Raw genomic sequence first — 20,357 nt, 5'->3', positions numbered from 1 at the left:
GGTGAGCACGTTGCCTGACGTCAACGCCTGCCGGAGAGGGGGCACTTGTGCCACGCGTCTTCCTCAGCTTTCGCAAGCCGGACTCCCGGTGGATGCGAGACCGCGTCTACCGCGCGCTGTCCGACCGCCTGGGTGTCGGCGAGATCTTCAAGTCGGGCCAGTCGATACCGCCCGGGGCGGACTTCGCCGGGATCCTTCGCCGGCAGGCCGCCGAGTGCGAGCTCATGTGCGTACTGATCGGGCCGGGGTGGCTCGACGCGAGAGGCGAGGACGGTGTACGGCTCCTGGACCGGCCTCACGACTGGGTCCGCGTGGAGATCGCGACGGCTTTGCAGGCGGGGAACCGTGTCGTCCCGGTCCTGCTGGGTGACGCGACGATGCTGCCCGAGGTCTCCGCGCTGCCGGCCGAGATCGCGGAACTGGCGCGCCTGCAGTTCCTCCGCGTGCCGGAGACCCATCTGCCGGACGGGCTGCGGCATCTGGGCGACGCGGTGACCGCTCTGCTGTCCGACACCGGTACCGGCCCCGCCGGCGCACCCGGGAACGGCACGGAGCCGGCCCCCGCCCCGGAGCCGTCGATCACCATGACGGCCCATGTGTCCGGCGGGGGAAGCGCCTACCAGGCGGCCCGTGACCAGACCATCAGACTGGCGTGAGGGGCGGACGATGGATCATCCCGGAGCAGACGGTGCTCAGCGGATCGGGCCGTATGCGCTGCTCGGACGGCAGAGCACGGTCGGCGGGGGCGAGGTCTTCGCCGCCCGCACGGACGAGGGGCTCCTCGTCACGGTGACGGTCGTGCGGCCGGAGCTTGCCACGGTCCCCGGGTTCCGGGACCGGTTACGAGCCGCCGTCGAGGCGGCACGGTCGCTGTCCGGTGCCTTCCTCCTCCCGGTGGTCGATGCCGACGTCGACGCACCGGTTCCCTGGCTGGCGACCGCGTTCGCCGCCGGACTGCCGCTGCGGCAGGTGGTGGACCGCCACGGTCCGCTGTCCGAACCGGCTCTGCGGATGCTCGCCGACGGCCTCGGCCGGGCGCTGGCCGCACTCCACGCGGCCGGGACGGTCCACGGCGAGGTGAGCCCCGACTCGGTGCTGCTGACCATGGACGGGCCCCGCATCTCCGCCCTGGGGATCGTGGGAGCCACCCGCAGCCCGGCAACCTCACCGACGGACGACGTGTTCGGCCTCGGGGAGACCGTGCTGTTCGCGGTTTCCGGGGGCGAGTCGGACACGGACGCCCTCCCGGTGTCGCTGCGCGAGGTGATCGACGGCTGCCTGTACCCGGAACCGCCGGACCGTCCCACCGCGGAGCAACTCGTCGACTACCTCAGGCGTCAGAACCTGCCCCCCCTGCAGGGCAGTTGGCTGCCCCCGGCGGTGAGCGCCGACCTGGCCTCCGCGACCGCGGCCCTCGGATCGGTGTCCGCCGGGGGCGGCGGTCGGGGCCCGTTCCCTGCGCCGCCGGTGAGCGCGGCCGGCTCGGGTATGAGCCGCCGGAAGCTGATCACCGCTCTCGCCGGGGGTGCGGCCGTGCTCGGCGGCGCCGCGGCGGCGCTCGCCTTCTCCGGCGACTCGTCGCCGACGCCCGAGGGCCGGGCCGGCGGACCCGGATCCACCACGCGGCCCGCCTCTCCGTCAGGCGGGCGTCCCACGCCGTCCTCTTCCGTGTCGCCGTCCTCGACGGACGGCCCGGAACCGATCGTGCTGGCCGGACCCGACGCCAGCAAGGCGTGGTCGGGCGCCGGCAAGCACGCCCCCACCTGCCTGGAAGCCTCCGACAAGGTGGTCATGGTGGTCACGGACACCGCCACGTCCTTCCTGGACGCCGCCACCGGGAAGTCCGTGTTCCCCAAGATGAACACGTCCAACGACTACGGCACGAGCATGGACAAGTACCCGACGGCGTATGCGGACGGAGTGTTCTACCTGCTCTGCGACACACCGAGTCGGATGGGCCTGCTGGCCGCTTTCGACGCCGCCAGCGGGAAGGCGAAGTGGGCGACCAGGATGGCCGAGGTCGATCCCGGCGGCGACACGCGTACGGGGGTGTACCTGAGCCACTACGTGGCGGCCGCGGGAAACACGGTGTACGTGTGCGGGACGTTGCTCCAGACCTCCAAACCGTACTCGGCCAAGTCGCCGACCACCGGCTACATCCGTGCGTTCGACGCCGCCACCGGCAAGGGACTGTGGCGGGTCAAGGGCACGGACATCAACAACGTGCTCGTGCCGCCCACCGGTTCCCACCTGCTGGCCGCCTCGGCCGTTCCAGGCCAGCCGGGCCGGGTCCAGATGATCGACGCCGGCCGGAAGGGCGCCCGCGGCTGGAAGGCATCCGTCCCGGACGGCGGGTACTACTTCAATCCGGGCTGGCCGCTGACGTGCTACGCCGCCGGGCTGTTCCTGTTCGCGGGGGGCAAAGGCGACACGCTGTTCGCCGTCGACGCGGCTACGGGCACCCAGAAGTGGCATCAGCTCTTCGAGTCGAACAGCGGGGACCAGGTCAAGATCGGTACCCCGTTCGCGGCCCTGGACGGCACGACCGTCTTCGTGCCGGTCGGCGCCGACCTGGTCGCCCTGGCCGCGGCCGACGGCACACCACGGTGGGTCGCGAGGCTCGACGGGGCCAACGACACGGGCGGTTCCAACTACTTCAACGCCTCCTCGAGGATTTCCGGCAAGAGCGCCCAGTGTTCGGCCGACACCGTCTTCGCCACCGACACCGCCAAGACGCTGTGGGCCATCGACGCGGCCACGGGCAGAGCCCGGTGGAGGTACAGCGACCCCGGGCAGCCCGACGTGGGGTTCCGGTGGACGGTGGGCGGCGACCGCGCGTTCGTCGCCTCCCACCTGACCCTGACCGCGATCGCGGCCCACGGACGGTAAGGGACAGGGAGCGGACATGGAGACGAGTGTGGAACTCGCCGGCCTGGCATCGGCAGCCGCGGCACGCCTGATCGATCTGCTGGCGACGGACGGCTGGGCCGCGGTCAAGTCCTCGGTCCTGTCCCTGTGGCGATCCGCACACCCGGAGCGCGTCGAGGAGGAACTCTCCGACGCGCGCGACGAGTTGCTGCAGGCGCGGCAAGCCGGCAACGGCCAGGAACTCCAGGGGATGCTGGTCGCCGAGTGGCAGGCCCGCCTCGTCCGGCTGATGGCGACGCGGCCGGACGCCGTCGACGAGTTGCACGCCCTGTTCGGCACCGCACCGCGCGACGCCGGAGTTACGGAGCAGCAGATCTCGGGCTCGATGACGCTGGAGGCACACGTCCGTGGCGGCGACGCGTTCCAGGCCGGCCGGGACATGACCGTCACCCGAGGCGGGCAGGCGTGACGGAACGCAGCACCGGTGCCCCGCCCCCCGACGGACCGCCGCCGTGGCGGCCGAAACGGCTGGAGGCGAGCGCGAGCGGCGGGGGCAGCGTCTTCCAGGCCGGCCGGGACCTCCACGTCCGCGTCGGCGACGAGGGGCGCAGAACCGTGCCCGGCCCGGGCGCCGGCCAAGTGCTCTGCCCGTACCCGGGCCTGGCCCCGTTCCGCGCGCAGTACAAGCAGTGGTTCCACGGCCGTGAGCGCATGGTTCACCTCGTGTGCGAGCGGATGGACGCCAGGCTGCGCGAGGGCGGCCCGCTGGTGCTGATCGGCCCCTCGGGTGCCGGGAAGTCGTCACTGCTGGCGGCCGGAGTACTGCCGGCCCTGGACGAGGGTCGGCTTCCGGTCGCCGGGTCGAGCACCTGGCCGCGGATGCTGCTGACCCCGACGGCGTCCCCGGTTCTGGCGCTGGCGGCCGCCGCCGGACTCGACGCCGAGACCGCCCGGCACAGGGCACCGGCCTGGCGGGCCGATCCCGCCCGGTGCCTCGCCGAGCTGCGCGAAGCCATCGGAGCCGGGGATCCGGCGCCCATCGGGGAGTCACCCGCCGCCGGACTGGTCGTCGTGGTGGACCAGTTCGAGGAGGTCTTCACGGCCTGCGGCGACGAAGGCGAACGGCAGTGGTTCATCGACGTGCTCGACCGCCTGGCCCGGCCCACGGGCGGTGCGGTCGTCGTGCTGGGAGTCCGCGCGGACTTCTATGCGGCGTGCACGGCGCATCCGCGGCTGCGGGCGGCGCTGCAGGCCGGACCGGTCCTGCTGGAGCCGATGACGGAGGACGAACTCAAGGAGGCGATCCGTCGCCCGGCCGGCAGCGTGGGACTCGACGTCGAAGACGGTCTGGTCGAGGTGCTGCTGGCGGATCTGGGCGCGGTCGCGGGACCGGCCGGTGCGCGCACCACGGGCCGGCTGCCGCTGCTCGCCCACGCCCTGCGGGCCACCTGGCAGCAGCGCCACGGCCACACGCTCACCGTGGACGGATACCGTGTCACCGGCGGCATCCAGGGCGCCATCGCCACCACGGCGAACAGGCTCTACGACACCCTGCCGCCGCCCTGCCAGGAGGCCGCACGGTGGGTGTTCCTGCGGCTCGTCATCGTGGGGCGCGACGCCGACGACAGCCGCCGCCGCGTCCGGTACGAGGAGCTGCTGCGTCACGCGCCGGACCGCGAAGCGACGGTCAGGGTCCTGGACGACTTCACCCGTGGCCGGCTGCTGACCCGGGACCAGGACACGGTGATGATGACACACGAGGTGCTCATCCGCGCCTGGCCCCGGCTGCGGGACTGGATCGAGCACGACCGCGGCGGGAACCTCGTACGACAGGATCTGGAGGAGGCGGCCGCGCTCTGGGAACGGGCCGGCCGGGAGCCGGCCGCGCTGTACCGCGGCAACCGCCTGGAAACCGCCCTCGCCTGGGCCGAGACCCACGGGCCGGAACTCAGCGGCGCGGCCCGGGCATTCCTGGCGGCCGCCCGCCACCACCAGCGGCGCGGGCAACGGCTCCGGCGCGCCGCGGTCGCCACCATCACCGTCCTGGCCGTGGTCGCCTCGCTGGCCGCGGTATTCGCCTTCCGGCAGGAGTCCCAGGCCCGGGACGCCGCTGCCGCGGCCCTGCGCTCCCGCGACCAGGCCGTCAACGCCGCAGTCACCTCGGCGGCCGTGCAACTGGCACCGACCGATCCCTCGCTGTCCGCTCAACTCGCGCTGACCGCCTACCGCATGGACCCGACCCGGGATGCGGCGTCCCGGCTCATCTCGACAGCGAACACACCGCTGGACACCCGGCTTCCCGGCCCGCGCGGCGCCGTGTACACCGTGGCCTACAGCCCCGACGGGCACATGCTGGCGGCCGGGAACGTCGACCAGAACCTCGTCCGGCTGTGGGACGTCTCCGATCCCAGCCGTCCGCTGGCGCTCGGCAAACCCGTGCCCGTGGACCGTTCCGTCAACTCGATCCTGTCGCTCGCGTTCAGCCCGGACGGCCGGGTGCTGGCCGTCGGCGGCCACACCAGCCACAACGGCGACGCCGGTTCCGGCGGATTCGTCGACCTGTGGAGCCTGACCAGCCCCAGCCACCCCGTCCTGCTCGGCCGGCTGAAGAGTCCCGCCATTCAGGGCTGGGACGCCCTGGCCTCCATCGAATCCCTGGCGTTCAGCCCCGACGGCCGTACCCTGGCCGCCGGCCGGCACGCCGGACTGGTCAGCCTGTGGGACGTCACCCGCCCCGACGACGTCGCCCCCTCGGAAGCGCCCCTGAACCTTGACTGCCCCGACATCTTCTCCGGTGGCATCGCGTTCAGCCCCACCGGGCACACCCTGGCCGCCGCATGCGAGGACGACGCCGGCACCGTCAGCCTGTGGAACACCACCGACCCGGTCCACCCCCGCCGCCTCCGTTCCCTGAAGACCGGGCATCGCGTCGTCTCTCTCGCGTTCAGTCCCGACAGCCGTACTCTGGCCGTCGGGGCCAGACGGGGCACGGTCTCCCTGTGGAAGGTCGTGGACCCCGGCCACCCCGCCCCCTTGGGCAAGCCGCTGACGGGTCCCGCCCGGGCTGTCATGTCGGTGGCGTTCAGCCCGGACGGTCACACGCTGGCGGCCGGCAGCGCCGATCACGCCGTCTATCTGTGGAACGTCACCCACCCCCGGGTCATCGTCCCACTGGGCCGGCCGCTGTCCGGGCCGGGCGACATGGTGACCGCCGTGGTGTTCAGCCCGGACAGCCGTACCCTTGCCGCCGGGAACGCCGACGGCAACGTCGACCTGTGGAGTCTGCCGCCGACCCGGATCATCGGCGCCGGCGGCAACGTGGCGTCCGTGGCGTTCAGCCCCGACGGTCGCACCCTGGCCGCCGGAAACCAGAACAACACCGTCTCGCTGTGGAACACCACCGACCCGAACCACCCCGCTCCAAGCGGTGATCCGCTCGCCGGCCCCGGGCACCCGGTCGACGCCGTGGCGTTCAGCCCGGACGGGCGGACCCTGGCCGCGGGCGACGGCGGCGGCACCGTCACGTTGTGGAGCACCGCCGACCCCAGCCGTCCCGTCCGTCTCCGGGAGACCCTCACCGGGGCGAACGGGAGCATCTTCGCGCTGGCGTTCAGCCCCGACGGCCACACCCTGGCCGCGGCCGGCGACGACCGCTACGGTGGCAGCATCGCCCTGTGGGACGTCAGCGACCCCGCCCACCCCGTCGCCCAGCCCGGCATCTCCAACAACCGCACCCGATCCGTCCTGTCCCTGGCGTTCAGCCCCGACGGCACGATGCTGGCGGCCGGCGGCGACGACAGCAACCACGAGGTCGGCCTGTGGAGTGCGACGGACCCCGGGGTCCGCATCGGGCAGGCGATCCCCCAGCCGAACGCCACCCGGGTCGCGTTCAGCCCGGACGGTCGCACGCTCGCCACCGGAAGCAGCCGCGGCACCGTCACCCTGTGGAATGCCACCGACCCCAACCACCTCACGCGCAGGGGCAGCCCCCTGACCGTACCCGGCGGCAGCCTGGGCTCGGTGGTGTTCAGCCCGGACGGGCACACCCTCGCGGCGGCCGGACACACCGACAACGGCACCATCAGCCTGTGGAACGTCACCGATCCCGACCACCCCACCGCCATCGGCCTGCCGCTGACCGTGGAGACCGGGTACGTCGACGTCCTGGCGTTCAGCCCGGACGGTCACACCCTGGCCGCCACCACCGACGACGGCGTGGCCACGCTCTGGGACCTGAACGTCGAGTCCGCCATCAGCCGTATCTGCGTCGGCAGCTCCGGCGCCTTGAGCCGACAGCAATGGAGCCGGTACGTTCCCCAACTGCCGTACGACCCACCCTGCGTGACCGCCTAGCGCTCCAGTGCGGCTTCGTGATCAATCCCGTCGGTTCGTCGCCGGAGCGCCGTCGGAGTGGCTGCGGCGGGCTGCCGCCTGGTGTTGTCGCCGCCAGCCGGACCAGTGCAGCAGCTTGGCCGCTGACACGGTTGGTGGGTTGAAGACGGCGGCGAATAGGTGTCGGATCTCCGGGACGGTCAGCCTGATCGGCGGGTGACCACGGGTGAGATGGGCCGGCTGGGCGGGTCGCTCGGGTGCCGAGCCGGCGGCGACGACGGTCAGGAAGGCCAGGGCGAGCGAGCATGGCGAGGGTGATGTGCCGGTGCCACGAGGTCCAGTTACGAACCTGGTAGTGGTCGAGTCCCGCTGGCTGGTGCCGAGCAGCTCGGCGACGCGCCGGGTGCTGCGCTGGTGCTGCCTGACCAGGTAACGCATCTGCGCCCCGGCGGACTTCGGGATCGGGCACGTGAACGCGCCCTGGACCGCCATGTCGAGTCCTTCGCCGGGGCTGGCCATCGCCGTGACTCTCCTACTCCTCGGCGGTGACCTCGCCAGTCTCGATGTAGCGGGCAAGGTTGGCCACCTGGCCGTCACCGGCGAGCTGCTGAAGCACGTCGGCACCCATTTTTTGCGTACTACGAGGGGGTACGGTGCGATGTGGGTGCACGCGCCCGTTCGGGTCACATCGAGACTTCGCACCGGCAGCCTGGTGTCTGGCCATGTCCATAGTTGCGGTGCTCGCACCGTCAGGCAGCCTTCTGGGAGGCGGCTACGTCGGGGTGCAGGTCGTCGAGGGTGAGCTGGTGCGCCGGAGGGTCGGGAAGGACGATCCGGCGGGTGAGGCGGAGGTCGGGGCCGACGTGGAGCAGTTCGCCGGGCTCCATCTCGCGCCAGTGCGGGTTGTCGTCCATACGCTCGCTCGCGACGACGACGGCGGGATGCTCGGCAAGATGGGATGAGTGGATCCGCATGCGCCCGTGGCTGCCGCTGTGGTCGAGATGCCGGCTGCCATGCTCGCCGCCCGCCCGGCGCTCGAGGACGTACAGATCGTGGGTGTCCGGGTAGCGCAGCGCCCACAGCCCCTCATGGGTGGTGAGGATCAGGTTCATGGCATAGACGGGCACGTTGCCGGCGATCCAGCGGGCGGCGTGCCGGATGCCCTCGGTGACGTCACCGCCGTGCTGCCGGGTCTCCCGGGTGATCAGGGCGAAGAACCGCTCGGAATCGGTGTCACCCTTCACCAGTGACCGGTCCTCACCCAAGTGGTTGTCGAGCTTGTCCAGGCCTTCGATGACCCCGTTGTGGGCGAAAAGCCGCCCGTCCTGCTCGAAGGGATGGGTGTTGCGGACGTCCAGGCTGCCAGTGGAGGCGAAGCGCACGTGGGCGATGAAGGTTGTCGACTCGACCTCGCGGGCCTCCTCGGCGAAGGCACGGTCGCGGTAGGCAGCGATGGGAGCCTTGTCGATGCGCGGGGTGCCGTCCGCGGTGAAGTAGCCGAGACCGGTGCCGTCGGGGTCGAGATGGCTCTGCCGGCTGAGGCTGTCGGGGGCGTCCAGCAGCCAGAAAGTGGCGCGTGTCGGGCGCGGGGCGCTGCTGAGACCGAAAAGACGGCACACGGCATTCCTCCGGAGGGTAGGCCAGCCCGTCGTGGCTCGTGCCGGGCCGGCGGTTCGTGCTCTGTCGTCAGTGGCGATCGGGGCGCGCGCCGTGAGCGAAGCCACCGGTCCCGTCATCCCGGTGAGCGATGGATACGCACCGGGTGCCGGCTATGCCCGGGCGCACCTGCCTGCCTGCCCTGAATACCACAGAGCCGACTCTCCGCCGGGCAGGCTGCACCACCAGGGCCCCGCGCCGGCCAAGACCGGAGTGGGGGAGCGGCATGAAAGGTCATCTCCCTGGTCTCTCTCCGCCCAACCGGCCAGACCCCGTACTTCAGGAGTGACTGTCAGACGGGGAAGGGATGGGATCACTGGTCAATCGAGCGTGCAACTCCATGTCGTATCGCACGCCGTCATAGACGAGCTTCGGGCGCTGCAAGCCTTCCGCGGCGAACCCAGCGGACGCCCCCCTGGTGACCGCCGGCGACTTCACCGGCGGCAACAACTGGGGCACCCTGGTGGGCTGGTCCGACGGAAGGGTCTCCCAGTTCCAGGAGACCGGCCCCGGCGGCGTCGGCACGGAGGTCCACATGGCCACGGCCGGCAGCATCTGGTCGGCCTGACGGTGCGGCAGCTTGACCCGGACAGGAAAGGGTCAAACCGATTGATCCGGGCGATCAGGAACGCGACCCGGCCGGGGACCGTCTTGGACTGCGGCGAAGCGCTCCCCGAACCATGAAGGAACCCATCAAGTGGCTCTCTCCTTCCGCATCCGTCGCCGGCCGACCGCGTTTGCGCTCGCCGCGGCCGTGACCCTGCTTGGCCTCGCCAGCTGGTACGTCTTCTCGGGCCGAGGCACGGGGCTGCTACCGCAGAGCAGCTGGGGGCCCTGGCGGGACAAGCCGCAAGTGAACCACTGGGGAGTGCAGGTGCGGGTCAACTCGTGGAGCCGCGCCGCTGAGGCGCACGTGCACATGGGCAAGGCGGAGGACTTCACCATGAAGGCGTACGGAACGCGAGCCAGTGCCACGACGGATATGGACGGAACCCGGTTCACCCTGACGCCCGACGGCAAGATCACTGGACAGTGGCCACAGGAGTACGGCCCGAGGTGACGCACCACCCGTCGGCTCGTAGCCAGCCGGGCAACGGACAGCGCCCGTACGGCAAGAGCGTTGTCCGTTGCCGTCGCTCGCCGACGTCGTACGCGCCCACCGGGTGGGGCGATCCAGCGTGGTTTGATCAGCAGGACTGTAGCGGGACGTCAGAGCCCGGCGTACTCGGCGTCCGGGGAGCTGGACGGGTCGCGGTGCGCGATCGGCTCCTGGCGGGCTCCTCTCGTGAGTGTGGTCAGCTGAACGTGTTGCAGCTGGCTACGCGGCCGGAGCGGTAGCCGGTGGAGAACCATTGCTGGCGCTGGCCGGCGGAGCCGTGGGTCCAGGTGTCGGGTGTGACCTTGCCCTGGTAGCGCTGCTGGATACGGTCGTCTCCGACGGCGGCGGCCGCATCCAGCCCGCGGTCGATGTCGTCCTTCGTCAAGTCGGTGATCAGTGGCTTACCGTTCTTGGGGTCGGGGGTGGTGGTGGCGTGGTGGGCCCACACCCCGGCGTAGCAGTCCGCCTGCAACTCGAGTTTCACCGAGCCGCTGTTCTGGCCCTTTCCGCTGCCGCGGGAGATCGTTCCGCTGAGGTCCTGGAAGTGGTGGCCGTATTCGTGCGCGATGACGTAGGCCTCGGCGAATGGGCCGCCCTTGGCGCCGAACTTGCTGCTCAGGTCGTTGAAGAAGCCGAGGTCGAGATAGACCTTGTCATCGGCTGAGCAGTAGAAGGGGCCGACGTCGGAAGTCGCGTTCCCGCAGCCGGTGTTCACACTGCCGGTGAACAGGAATGTCGGGGCCTGCTGGTAGGGCTTGCCGGCGGCTGTCTCCGTCTGCTTCCAGAATGCCTGCACGCTGTCGACCACGGCGACGATCCGGCACTCGTCCTTGCGGTTGGCGTCGGCACCGGTCCGGCAGTCCGCCGCGAGGTCCGCGGCTGACGTGCCGGACGAGGACGTGTCGCTGCTGCCCGAGCCGAACATGCCGGGGTCGACACCCAAGAGCACGGACGCGACCAGCACGACGAGCCCGATCAGTCCCCCGCCGATGGTCTTCCCGCCGCCGGGGATCCCGCCCAGCGCACCTCCCCGACCGTCCTCGACCTCGGACGTGTCCAGAGCAGCATCGTCGTCGAATTGCATACGTTGACCCTCCCTCAAGCAGCGCGCCGGACCGCCCCGCGTCGTCCCGCTCGCCTACCCCGTACGAGGACATCCCCATCCCGTCCTCTTCCTGCTCCGCTTCTCGGAGGAGCCGGCGGGCGACGCCGCGACGCCGCTCCGTGGGTGAACGGCGGACCGCCGTGCGCGGCAGGCGGGGCCCGGCGCCGCGCAATCCTCGCCGGAGCCAAGGCGGCCGTCGACCGCGCCGGCGCCACTTCCGTTCGCCGCCTTACCGGAACCTGGCCCGGCTGACGCGCACAAAGAGACGGGAAGGCCGGTACGGCACGGATACCGGCCCCCCGCATCCGGACCAGTACCCGTACGAAGGACGCTCACAGCCATGTCCGATCAGCACGCGGCTGCCGCCCTGACCGCCGCAAGCACGTCCGCCACTGCTGGCAGCAGCTCCCATCACGGGTCGACCCGCCCGAGTGACCCTGAGCGAGCCAAAGCGGTAGCCAGCGCGGCGATCTGACCACAAAGACCTGACGGGAACTTCGCGGAGTCGTCCGGACGCCTCGGCGAGCCGGCGGCGGCCGTGGTGCCGCCGCCCAGCAGGCATGGGTGAGACGTGGCAGGGCATCCGGGGTGAGGCGCCGTGGTGCCGCCCGTCGACGTCATGAATCTTGAAGGGGTGAGAAGGTGAAGGGCTTCCGCAGCTTCATCCTGCGCGGCAATGTGGTCGACCTGGCAGTCGGCATCGTGATCGGAGCGGCGTTTACCGCCGTCGTCAACGGCTTCGTCAGCGCCTTTCTGACCCCGCTCGTGGGACTGGCCACCGGTGCCACCGGCGACATGGCCCGCAAGACCTTCGCAGTAGGCGCCACCAAGTTCCCTTACGGCGCCTTCATCAACGCGGCCATCAGTTTCCTCCTCATCGCCAGCGCCCTGTACTTCCTCGTCGTACTCCCGATCAACAAGCTGCATGAGCGTCTCGCTCCCCACCACGACGTCCAAGCCCCCAAGCGGGACTGCCCCGAGTGCCTCAGCCCGGTTCCGGCCCAGGCCCGACGCTGCGCCTCCTGCACCGTCCCGCTGCCCGCGGTACCCGCCCAGGCCGGGGAGACAACCCAGCGGGCCGGGTGACCGTACCCTGATCGATCGGTGACAGCCGGGCACCCTGGGTGCTCAACGCTTGGCCGGGTTGTCCGTGCAGCCGACTCGCAGCGACCGCTTCCCTCTCGTCTGACCAACGACGCGCGCCCTCGAGCACTGTCGGTTCGCCGGGCGGCACCGTTGCCTCGCTCGTCGTGAGCACGGTGGTCGGCACCGATGCGATGGCCGGCCAGCCCTGCGGCTGCCCGGTGATCCCGCATCAGCGCTTTGAGTCGTCCTTGGACGCCGTTGGCGTGTGAGTGCTGAGGAGGGTGGGGCTCATCAGTGATGGGGATGGTGCACACGCAGAAACGCTCCCGAACGGATACAGGAGTGCGGGCATCGAGGGCATGGGTGTGGTCAGCCGGTTGCGGTTTCGTGAGTCAGGGCGGTGCGGCCCGCGTCTGCCGCAGTTTTGGTGGGGCAATCATCAGCGCGTGCCGGGTCCGGTCCGGCTTGGGGCCTTCCTGTGGCAGGTAGTGCTGAGCCATCGCGTAGCGGTTCACGTGGGCTCATGCCCGCCCCGTTCCGGCCCGGCCGGCGAGGCCGCCGCGCGGAGCCGTCCGGCGATCCCTGCGTCCAGGTTCACCGCTGACCGGACCCACCCGCACCGGCGCGCCCGACCACACACGATGGCCGGGCACTTGAGCAGGGCCAGCTCCATGCCCGCGGTCGTACCGGAACCCATCGCGCTTCCGCACGGAGAAGGGCATGGCGCGATAGCCCCGGCGAACGGCAGTGCTTACTGGATCGGGCAGCAGCCCCTCGGGCTCGTCGCCGGTATCGGAAGCCGACCCTGGTTATGACAACAACAACTATCGTCGCCTGGTCCGGGATATCGGTGTGTTACCGCTGATCGCCTGCCGCCGCACCGAGCACGACTCGGACCGGGCGCCCAGCGCCAGGTCGAACAACGTGCGTTCACCCACCTGTGCTGGCTCCACCACCCGAGTAGGGCGGACACCATGGTCAGGTGTAACCCCGTCAGGCCGTCACGCGGCGTCGGGGGCGAGCGCTTCCTTCACGGCGGCGAAACCGGCGGCATGCGGGACGATGGGCCGGTATCCCAGTTCGGTCACGGCTTTGTCGGTGCGCAGCGTGCACGGCTGTCCGACGAACCACCGGGCGGGTACCGGCACCACATGGGCGGCGGTCTCGGCGTCCATGTCGGGGATGGGCGCGTCGACGTCGTAGAGCGAGAAAAGTGTCTCCAGGAAATCCCGCAGGATGACTGGATGCTGGTCGGTGACGAAGTAGGCCTGACCCGGCCGGCCGTGCTGCCATCCGAGTATCAAGCCCTCGACGGCGTTGTCCACGTACGTCACATCGGTGGTGTGCCGGCCGCCGTCGATCCAGGCAAACTGCCCGGCCTTGGCCGCAGCGGCCAGGCCTTCGGTCAGGCTGCTGTCAGGGCCCCAGACAAACCGCAGTCGTATGGAGACGGTGGTGAAGCCCGGTGCGTCGGCATCCAGCACGACCTGCTCGGCGATGGCCTTGGCCGCGCAGTAGGCGGCTTCCGAGTCCGGCCGCAGCGGTGCAGTCTCGTTCACGTCCAGCAGCGGTTCGCCGGCCAGAAGCGCGGCCTCGCTGCCACAGTGGACGAAGGTGGCGACCCCCGCGGTACGGGCTGCTTCCACAGCCGCTCGGGTGCCACCGACCGTCACCTGCTCGTGGCGCTCGCGGTCGGCGGTGATGTCTGTCTCGGCGGCCAGGTGGAACAGTACGTCGCTGCCCGCCACCGCGTCCTGCCAGCTGGCCGGCTCCGTCAACCGGCCCTGCACCGGCTGCGCGCCGAGGGCCGCGACCTTGTCGGCCGACGCTTCGCTGCGGACCAGTGCGCGGACCGTATGGCCTTCTCCGACAAGCCGGCGGATCAGGGCCCGTCCGATGAAACCCGAGCCACCCGTAATGAATGCCTGTGACATGGGAGCCTTCTTTCTCGTGTAAGACGCTTCCCGCTCGCTGCGGGCGGGAGGCCATGTTGTGTGCAGCGATCAGGGGCTGCCCGCTGTTCCCTCGAAGTCATTCATAAGTCGACGGCACTCCAGAGATTTTTTGGATGCCTCATCCTCGTCGGATTCCCGAGTGTCGGGAGAACCATGTCAGCGGCCGCAGCCGAGCAGTGTCTCGGTCGGAAGGACGCCGACGCGGCTCTCGGAATTCACGGCGCGCCTTGTGCTGAGCTGGGATGCTCGGGGGCTACGGCTTGCAGCGGGCGAGAGAGCACGGGTGGACCACAGGCGTGCGCTGACGCGCAGGCGTGGCCCTGGCTACGCCGTACGGTCACGCCATGGTCGAGCCACGACGTGACGAGTAGCCGCGCCTTGGGTCCTGCCGGGCTCAGAGCGTTCTGTGGTCACTCGCCCGCGACCACGACACCCTCGTCGAGCTGCGTCTGTACGCTGCGCGGGACCCGCACTCCGTGACGGCGCAGCCCCGCGATGAACCGCGCGACGAGCGGATCGGTGTTGGCAGAGGTCACCGCCATCAATTGTCTGGTCCACCGCGGTGAGAACGGCCGGACCACGCCCGGAAAGCCCGCACCGACCGCACTCACCGGACAGACCGCGACGCCCAGTCCGGCGGCGGCCAGTTGGGGTGCCGTAGCAGTAACGGACGTCCGCATGACCGCCTCCGGGTGGACCCCGGCCCGGGCGAAGGACCGGTCGAGCCATGCGCCGAGGCGGTTGTCCGCCGTGTAGTGCACGAGTGGCGCGCCATCGAGGTCCTGGATCCGCACTGAGGCCCGTTGGGCCAGTGGGTGGCCGGTGGGCGCAGCCAGCACGATCTCCTCCTCGGCGACGGCAGTGACCTGGAAACGGTCGGATGGGGGGTCCGGCAGCACCGCGACGTCAACCTCGTCGGACTCGACCAGCCTCAGCGCCTCGTCCATGACGGCGAGTTCATGCAGAGTGATGGCCACTTCCGGGTGACGCCGGCGCCAGTGGCGGAGCACCGGAGCGAGCAAGACGACGGTAAGGCTTTGCGCGCAGCCGATCCGCAGCGACCCGCCCCCGGCTTCTCCCACCGCCCGAGCCGACCGAACAGCGGCGGTAGCCGCCTCGACCGCCCGTCGGGCATCAGCGACCGCGACCCGCCCCGCGGCGGTGAGCCTGACCCCCCGTGCCTCGCGACGCAGCAGGGCCGTGCGGGCCTCGCGCTCCAGTGAGGCGATCTGGTGGGACACGGCCGGTTGCGAGGAGTGCAGCAGCAATGCGGCCTGAGTGATCGATCCGGTGTCCGCGACAGCGATGAGGCATTCCAGGGCGCGAAAAGAAGGCATCCAGAAATTCTATGTAAACCCGTTGAGGTATCAATGCTCCGACGGGAAAGGATGCGATAGCGATCAATGTGGTCGAACGCGATATACCTGGCACCGGCCACAGAACTCGAGCACCTCGTCATGCCAAGCGACGTTTCGGCGAGCCACCTTCCCCGATGAGATCGTCTCCCCCTGCAGGGGAGCGGTCCGCCGGGGAACCGGCTCGTACGGCACCTGCGCCGCCCGGCGACGCGGGGCCTGTTCGTGTCGGCGACGGGGCCCGGGAAGACGCTGGTGACCATCCGCGTCGCGGACCGAGTCGGCGCGCGGCTGGTGCTGTTCGTGGTGCCCACCCTTGACCTAGCAGCGCAGACGGCGCTGGCCTGGCGTGGGGACGGCCATGTGCGAGCACATGGTGATCGTCTCCTCCCTGGACGTAGCCGGCCGGGACGACCTGGTAGCAGCCCGGGTCATGTCGACCACCGATCCGCACACGCTGGGCGGGCTGGTGTCGGTGGTGGGGGAGGAGCAGGACCAGACCCCGGCCCTGACGGTGATCTGCACCTACGACTCCCTGAACAAGCTCGAGGAAACCCAGTACACGGGGTACGCGGTCCCGCCGTTCGACCTGGCCGTCATGGACGAGGCGCACCGGATCGCGAGCCGGGCCGATCAGAAGTGGGCGATCGTCAACGACGCGCAGCGGATCCGCGCGGACCGCCGCGTCTACCACCCCCCGGATCTTCGCCGCGCCGGAGCTGACGGACTCCGCCGACCTCACCCGCGCCCGCCACCACCACCGCGGCGCCGCGGGCGGGGAGTCCTTCGCCAACAGCATGGACAACGAGGCCGTCTACGGAAAGAAGATTTTTGAGTGCCCGCTGGCGCAGGCGGTCGCCGACGGCCGCGCGGGGGAGTATCGCATCGTGGTGCCCACCTCACCGACACCGACCTGCGCCGCCGCCTGAACACGCCCGCCCCACCGGCGCGGGCGCGGGCGGCATCACAGGCGAGGGTGAGAAGGGCGACGGCCCGGCACCGACGCCGAGAACATCCTCGGCACCGCGTACGAGCCGGTGTGGGCGATCGCCTGCGCGCGCCCGCCGGCCACGACCACCACATCCTGGAGCGCCTCCCGGACAGGGCCAACCCGCCTCCCGCGCGAGACCAGCGACGTCATCGCCCGGCGCTGGCACTTCGACTTCACCGTCCACCCCGAACGCCCTCGACGTCCCCGCCGACTACACCGCCCCGTCAGCTACCGGCTGGGCACCTTCATCACCCCCATGCGCGACGCCCGCACCGCCGGCCGGCTGGAGGCGGACTGGACCGCCGAACTCGACGCCCTGGGCATGACCTGGGACAAGCACGACGCAGCATGGCGCGCACGCCTCGCCGCCGCACCGACTACCTCCGCACTCACGGCCACCTCGCCGCCCCCGCCACCACCCCCATCGGCGCCTGGCTCGCCGAACAGCGCCACCTCGCCGCCGAGAACGAACTGGCTGGCGCCCGCGCGGACGCCCTCACCGCGCTTGCCCCCGATTGGCGGCTGCCGCACTGAGTGGACTGGCGCCGCACATACCACCTGCTACGCGCCCACCTCGCCACCGGCGCCGACGCTGCCGCGCTCACCCGCGGCACCCAGCTCGCCGGAGTGAAGACCGGCTCCTGGCTGCACCGGCATCTGGCCACTTGGCAGACCCTTCACCCCGGCCAGCAGCAGCTGATGACCAACCTCGGCCTGCCCCCCGACACCCACCCCCACCCGCTCACCCCCGCCCACCGAGCCCGCCGCATAGCCCAGACCGTCCAGCGCCTGACGGCGGTGCCCCGGACTCCGGCCCTGGACGGGGCGATCCCGCCGAGGTCACGTGGAGTGCAGTGTCTTCTGTCCGAATCCGAATGGCGATGTCATGCACGGGTTCGAGTGCGGCCCTTGTGTGCGAATGCGGCCACATCGCCGGAATTGGCCATTCCGATGAGCGTCCAGTGCGGAGCCGCTTCACTTAAGGGAGGCTTAAACACTCCTTAAGCGACCTTGACCCTCGACTCGCTTTCCAAGTAACCGCAGTTCAGAGGGTGTTGAGCGCGCCGCGGACAAGTTGGCCGAGGTAACCGTGGTGCGTACCATCGGGGTCCACCCGCGGCTCACCGCAGTCGAGAGAGCGCTCTCAATCGGAACACTTTGCCTCCTCGTCCGCGGCCCGCCGTACGGGCGGAACCACCTGAATCCCCCACAAGACAAGGTTCATCCCAGCCATGGCAGCTCATCGCGCTCGGCGGTGGACGCTCGGCGGACTGGTCTCACTGGTCGCCGCCGCTCTCGTCACCGCCGTCCTCATCACCACGACCGGTTCCGGCGCGAACCGGGCCAGCGCCGCACCCACCGCGGTGACCTGGTCCGACGACTTCGACGGCAGCGCCGGAAGCGCCCCCGACCCCGCCAAGTGGACGCTCGAGACCGGTGGTTCGGGCAACGGCAACCACGAGCTGCAGTACTACACGCCGGGCAACCGGAACGCCGCCCTTGACGGCGAAGGCCACCTGGTGATCACGGCGCGCAAGAACACCGACTCCGGACTGCAGTGCTGGAACGGGACGTGCCAGTACTCGTCGGCCCGGCTCAACACGGCCCGCACCTTCAGCCAGGCGTACGGCCACTTCGAGTCCCGCATCAAGATCCCGCGCGGCCGGGGTGTCTGGCCGGCCTTCTGGATGCTCGGCAACGACCTCGGGAGCGCGGGCTGGCCCAACAGCGGCGAGATCGACATCATGGAGAACGTCGGTCACGAGCCCGGCGTGGTCCACGGCACCATCCACGGCCCCGGCTATTCCGGCTCCGGCGGCCTCGGCGCCGCCTACACCCTGCCCGACGGCAAGGCGTTCGCCGACGACTTCCACGTCTTCGCCGTCGACTGGAGCCCGACGGCGATCACCTGGTCGGTGGACGGCCACGTCTACGAGACCCGCACGCCGGCCGACCTCGGCGGCAAGAAGTGGGTCTACGACCACCCGTTCTTCCTCATCCTGAACCTCGCCGTCGGCGGCGACTGGCCCGGCAGCCCCGACTCGGCCACCTCCTTCCCGCAGACGATGACCATCGACTACGTCCGCGTCTCGACCTCCGGCACGGGCGGCTCGACCGGGTCGACGGGCAAGAGCGGTGCCATCAAGGGCATCGGCGGTATGTGCGTCGACGTCGCCGGCGCCTCCGCCGCGGACGGGACGCCGATCCAACTGCACGACTGCACCGGTGCCGACGCCCAGAAGTGGACGCTGGGCAGTGACGGCACCGTCCGCGCGCTGGGCAAGTGCCTCGACGTGCGCGGCGGTTCCACCGGGGACGGCACCCCCGTCCAGCTCTACACCTGCAACGGCAGCAAGGCCCAGCAGTGGACCTACACCGCCGCCCACGACCTGACCAACGTCGGGGCGGACAAGTGCCTGGACGCCACGGGCGGTTCGGCCGCCGACGGCACTCGGCTACAGATCTGGACCTGCGGCGGCACCGCCAACCAGAAGTGGACCGTGGGCTGACCCGCAGGGCGGACGACCCACCCCACCAACCCCCCACCCACCCCCCACTCGCCTCCCAGAGGCACATGTACCAACGAAAGGCACGCCACATGGCAGCACGTCACCAGCGCAGTCTCACCCGCCGCAAGCTGTTCTTCGCCCTGGGCGGAGCGGCGGTGGCCGCCCCCGCCGTCGCGGCCCTCGGCCCCTACGCCCTCGCCGGTACGGCGGACAACGGCACGAAGGCCGCCGCGGCGGGCGCGCTGCCGCTGACGATCGTCAACGACAGCGGCTCGTTCGACAACGCCTCGGTGCACGTCTACATCGTCGGCAACCAGGACGGGAAGCAGGTACGGGTCACCCCTGACGGCACCCTGGCTCCGATAGCCCTGTCCGACAACGGCGCGGACGGCTTCACCGACTACGCCCTCTCCCTGCCCGCGAGCGGAGAGGCCACCCTCAAGCTCCCCTACATGTCCGGCCGCATATACGTGTCGCTCGGGCAGAAGCTGAAGTTCAAGGTCGTCAAGGACGGCAACGGAAACCCGGCACTGCAGTACCCCGCCGGCTGGGTGACCTCCGACCCCAACTACCGCGTACTGCACGACTGCGCCGAGTTCACCTACAACGCCGCGGGCATGTTCTGCAACACGACCATGGTCGACATGTTCAGCGTGCCGATGAGCATCCGGCTGACCGGAGCCAAGGACCAGACCACGGGCACCCTGCGCGACGGCGGCCGGGCTTCGGTGTTCAGCGCGGTCAAGCAGGTCGCGGAGTTCGCCCCGCTGGTCGTCGACGACCTGCGCGTCATCGCGCCCGGACACGGCCTGGACGCGGGCCTGTTCGCCAAGGACTACTTCGCCCCGTACATCGACCAGGTGTGGAGCACCTACACCGGCAAGGACCTCAAGGTCACCACCAACGCGGGCACCTTCACGGGCCGGGTGCGCGCCGACAGGTTCACGTTCGACGGTCCGGCCCCGGTCACCTTCGGCAAGCCGTCCACCCGAGACGTCCTCTTCTGTGACGGCAACCTCGCCGCACCGAACGACGGCACCACCGGTCCTGTCGCCGCCGTCCTGGGCGCCGGCTTCAACCGCTCCACCCTCCTCAGCAACCCCGACCAGCCCGTCACCGACGCCTCGGCCTTCTACCGGACCGACCGCACCAACCACTACGCGAAAGCCATCCACGCGGCGACCCGGGACGGCAAGGCCTACGGCTTCGCCTTCGACGACGTGGCCGACTTCGCCTCCTACATCCAGGACACCGCGCCCACCGGAATCCGGCTGACCCTGACACGGTTCTGACGCGCGCCTTGTCGCGGACCGGATCGCGCTGGCCGCGGCTCAGCCCTTCGGGATGCCGTACGCCCGCTCGACGCGCAGCCGCACCACCAGGCGGCGGTCGCGGACCAT

Annotated in this window: 17 protein-coding genes and 2 pseudogenes; 13 read left to right on the top strand and 6 right to left on the bottom strand. The window is 70.6% G+C overall.

All coding sequences use genetic code 11. The annotated features are described in order from the left end of the window. The first annotated feature begins 47 nt into the window (after positions 1 to 47). The 4 genes from ABZ923_RS11765 to ABZ923_RS11750 are packed head-to-tail and all read left to right on the top strand — an operon-like array spanning position 48 to position 7,221. Positions 48 to 656, top strand: coding sequence for a toll/interleukin-1 receptor domain-containing protein (locus ABZ923_RS11765; protein WP_361469961.1), 609 nt, complete (start codon positions 48 to 50; stop codon positions 654 to 656). A gap of 10 nt (positions 657 to 666) precedes the next feature. Beyond that, the gene (locus ABZ923_RS11760; RefSeq protein WP_361469959.1) at positions 667 to 2,889 is read left to right on the top strand and encodes a PQQ-binding-like beta-propeller repeat protein; all 2,223 of its coding nucleotides are present in this window, start codon (positions 667 to 669) and stop codon (positions 2,887 to 2,889) included. A gap of 16 nt (positions 2,890 to 2,905) precedes the next feature. After that, entirely contained in the window at positions 2,906 to 3,337 is a 432-nt protein-coding gene (locus ABZ923_RS11755; protein WP_361469957.1) for a hypothetical protein, read from the top strand. Further along, positions 3,334 to 7,221, top strand: a complete 3,888-nt coding sequence (locus ABZ923_RS11750) for a hypothetical protein (RefSeq protein WP_361469956.1) — start codon at positions 3,334 to 3,336, stop codon at positions 7,219 to 7,221. The genes ABZ923_RS11755 and ABZ923_RS11750 overlap by 4 nt, the downstream gene beginning before the upstream one ends. Before the next feature lie 21 nt (positions 7,222 to 7,242). On the opposite strand, the gene ABZ923_RS11745 is transcribed toward ABZ923_RS11750, so the two are convergent. The 3 genes and pseudogenes from ABZ923_RS11745 to ABZ923_RS11735 all read right to left on the bottom strand — a co-directional run. Beyond that, entirely contained in the window at positions 7,243 to 7,719 is a 477-nt protein-coding gene (locus tag ABZ923_RS11745) for a hypothetical protein (RefSeq protein WP_361469955.1), read from the bottom strand. 230 nt (positions 7,720 to 7,949) lie between these two features. Further along, positions 7,950 to 8,819 (bottom strand): class II glutamine amidotransferase, encoded by an 870-nt coding sequence (locus ABZ923_RS11740; RefSeq protein WP_361469954.1) that lies wholly within the window; start codon positions 8,817 to 8,819, stop codon positions 7,950 to 7,952. A 316-nt stretch (positions 8,820 to 9,135) separates the two neighbouring features. Then, positions 9,136 to 9,288, bottom strand: a pseudogene (locus ABZ923_RS11735) (GNAT family N-acetyltransferase); the annotation flags it as partial. Between ABZ923_RS11735 and ABZ923_RS11730 the strand changes: the two are divergent. Further along, positions 9,275 to 9,424: a hypothetical protein gene (locus tag ABZ923_RS11730; protein WP_361470105.1), complete on the top strand. Its 150-nt coding sequence runs from the start codon at positions 9,275 to 9,277 to the stop codon at positions 9,422 to 9,424. The pseudogene ABZ923_RS11735 and the gene ABZ923_RS11730 overlap by 14 nt on opposite strands. Positions 9,425 to 9,553: 129 nt before the next feature. After that, complete coding sequence (locus ABZ923_RS11725; protein ID WP_361469953.1) at positions 9,554 to 9,916, top strand: hypothetical protein; 363 nt, start codon at positions 9,554 to 9,556, stop codon at positions 9,914 to 9,916. Between the two features lie 235 nt (positions 9,917 to 10,151). On the opposite strand, the gene ABZ923_RS11720 is transcribed toward ABZ923_RS11725, so the two are convergent. Then, on the bottom strand, positions 10,152 to 11,039 hold the full coding sequence (locus ABZ923_RS11720; RefSeq protein WP_361469952.1) for a neutral zinc metallopeptidase: 888 nt from the start codon (positions 11,037 to 11,039) through the stop codon (positions 10,152 to 10,154). A gap of 663 nt (positions 11,040 to 11,702) precedes the next feature. Between ABZ923_RS11720 and mscL the strand changes: the two genes are divergently transcribed. Continuing rightward, positions 11,703 to 12,146 (top strand): large conductance mechanosensitive channel protein MscL, encoded by a 444-nt coding sequence (gene mscL / locus ABZ923_RS11715; protein WP_361469950.1) that lies wholly within the window; start codon positions 11,703 to 11,705, stop codon positions 12,144 to 12,146. A 1,001-nt stretch (positions 12,147 to 13,147) separates the two neighbouring features. Here mscL and ABZ923_RS11710 read toward each other — a convergent pair. Both ABZ923_RS11710 and ABZ923_RS11705 read right to left on the bottom strand, forming a co-directional pair. After that, positions 13,148 to 14,080: an NAD-dependent epimerase/dehydratase family protein gene (locus tag ABZ923_RS11710; protein ID WP_361469948.1), complete on the bottom strand. Its 933-nt coding sequence runs from the start codon at positions 14,078 to 14,080 to the stop codon at positions 13,148 to 13,150. Positions 14,081 to 14,511: 431 nt separating this feature from the next. Then, a complete protein-coding gene (locus tag ABZ923_RS11705; RefSeq protein ID WP_361469947.1) occupies positions 14,512 to 15,438 on the bottom strand; it encodes a LysR family transcriptional regulator in 927 nt (308 codons plus the stop codon). A 243-nt stretch (positions 15,439 to 15,681) separates the two neighbouring features. Between ABZ923_RS11705 and ABZ923_RS11700 the strand changes: the two are divergent. The 6 genes and pseudogenes from ABZ923_RS11700 to ABZ923_RS11675 all read left to right on the top strand — a co-directional run. Further along, positions 15,682 to 15,738 (top strand): annotated as a pseudogene (locus tag ABZ923_RS11700) (hypothetical protein); the annotation flags it as partial. Between the two features lie 91 nt (positions 15,739 to 15,829). Continuing rightward, positions 15,830 to 16,291: a hypothetical protein gene (locus ABZ923_RS11695; protein WP_361470103.1), complete on the top strand. Its 462-nt coding sequence runs from the start codon at positions 15,830 to 15,832 to the stop codon at positions 16,289 to 16,291. Beyond that, positions 16,254 to 16,385, top strand: a complete 132-nt coding sequence (locus tag ABZ923_RS11690; RefSeq protein WP_361469946.1) for a hypothetical protein — start codon at positions 16,254 to 16,256, stop codon at positions 16,383 to 16,385. The genes ABZ923_RS11695 and ABZ923_RS11690 overlap by 38 nt, the downstream gene beginning before the upstream one ends. A gap of 410 nt (positions 16,386 to 16,795) precedes the next feature. Next, positions 16,796 to 16,981, top strand: coding sequence for a helicase associated domain-containing protein (locus tag ABZ923_RS11685; protein ID WP_361469944.1), 186 nt, complete (start codon positions 16,796 to 16,798; stop codon positions 16,979 to 16,981). 698 nt (positions 16,982 to 17,679) lie between these two features. After that, positions 17,680 to 18,957 (top strand): family 16 glycosylhydrolase, encoded by a 1,278-nt coding sequence (locus ABZ923_RS11680; RefSeq protein ID WP_361469943.1) that lies wholly within the window; start codon positions 17,680 to 17,682, stop codon positions 18,955 to 18,957. Between the two features lie 89 nt (positions 18,958 to 19,046). Next, positions 19,047 to 20,249 (top strand): glycoside hydrolase family 64 protein, encoded by a 1,203-nt coding sequence (locus ABZ923_RS11675; protein ID WP_361469941.1) that lies wholly within the window; start codon positions 19,047 to 19,049, stop codon positions 20,247 to 20,249. Positions 20,250 to 20,357 lie beyond the last annotated feature (108 nt).

Source organism: Streptomyces sp. NPDC046881 (assembly GCF_040645015.1).
Taxonomy (GTDB): Bacteria; Actinomycetota; Actinomycetes; order Streptomycetales; family Streptomycetaceae; genus Streptomyces.
Note: the sequence above shows the minus strand (reverse complement) of the source record. Positions and strands in the feature narration are given on the sequence as shown.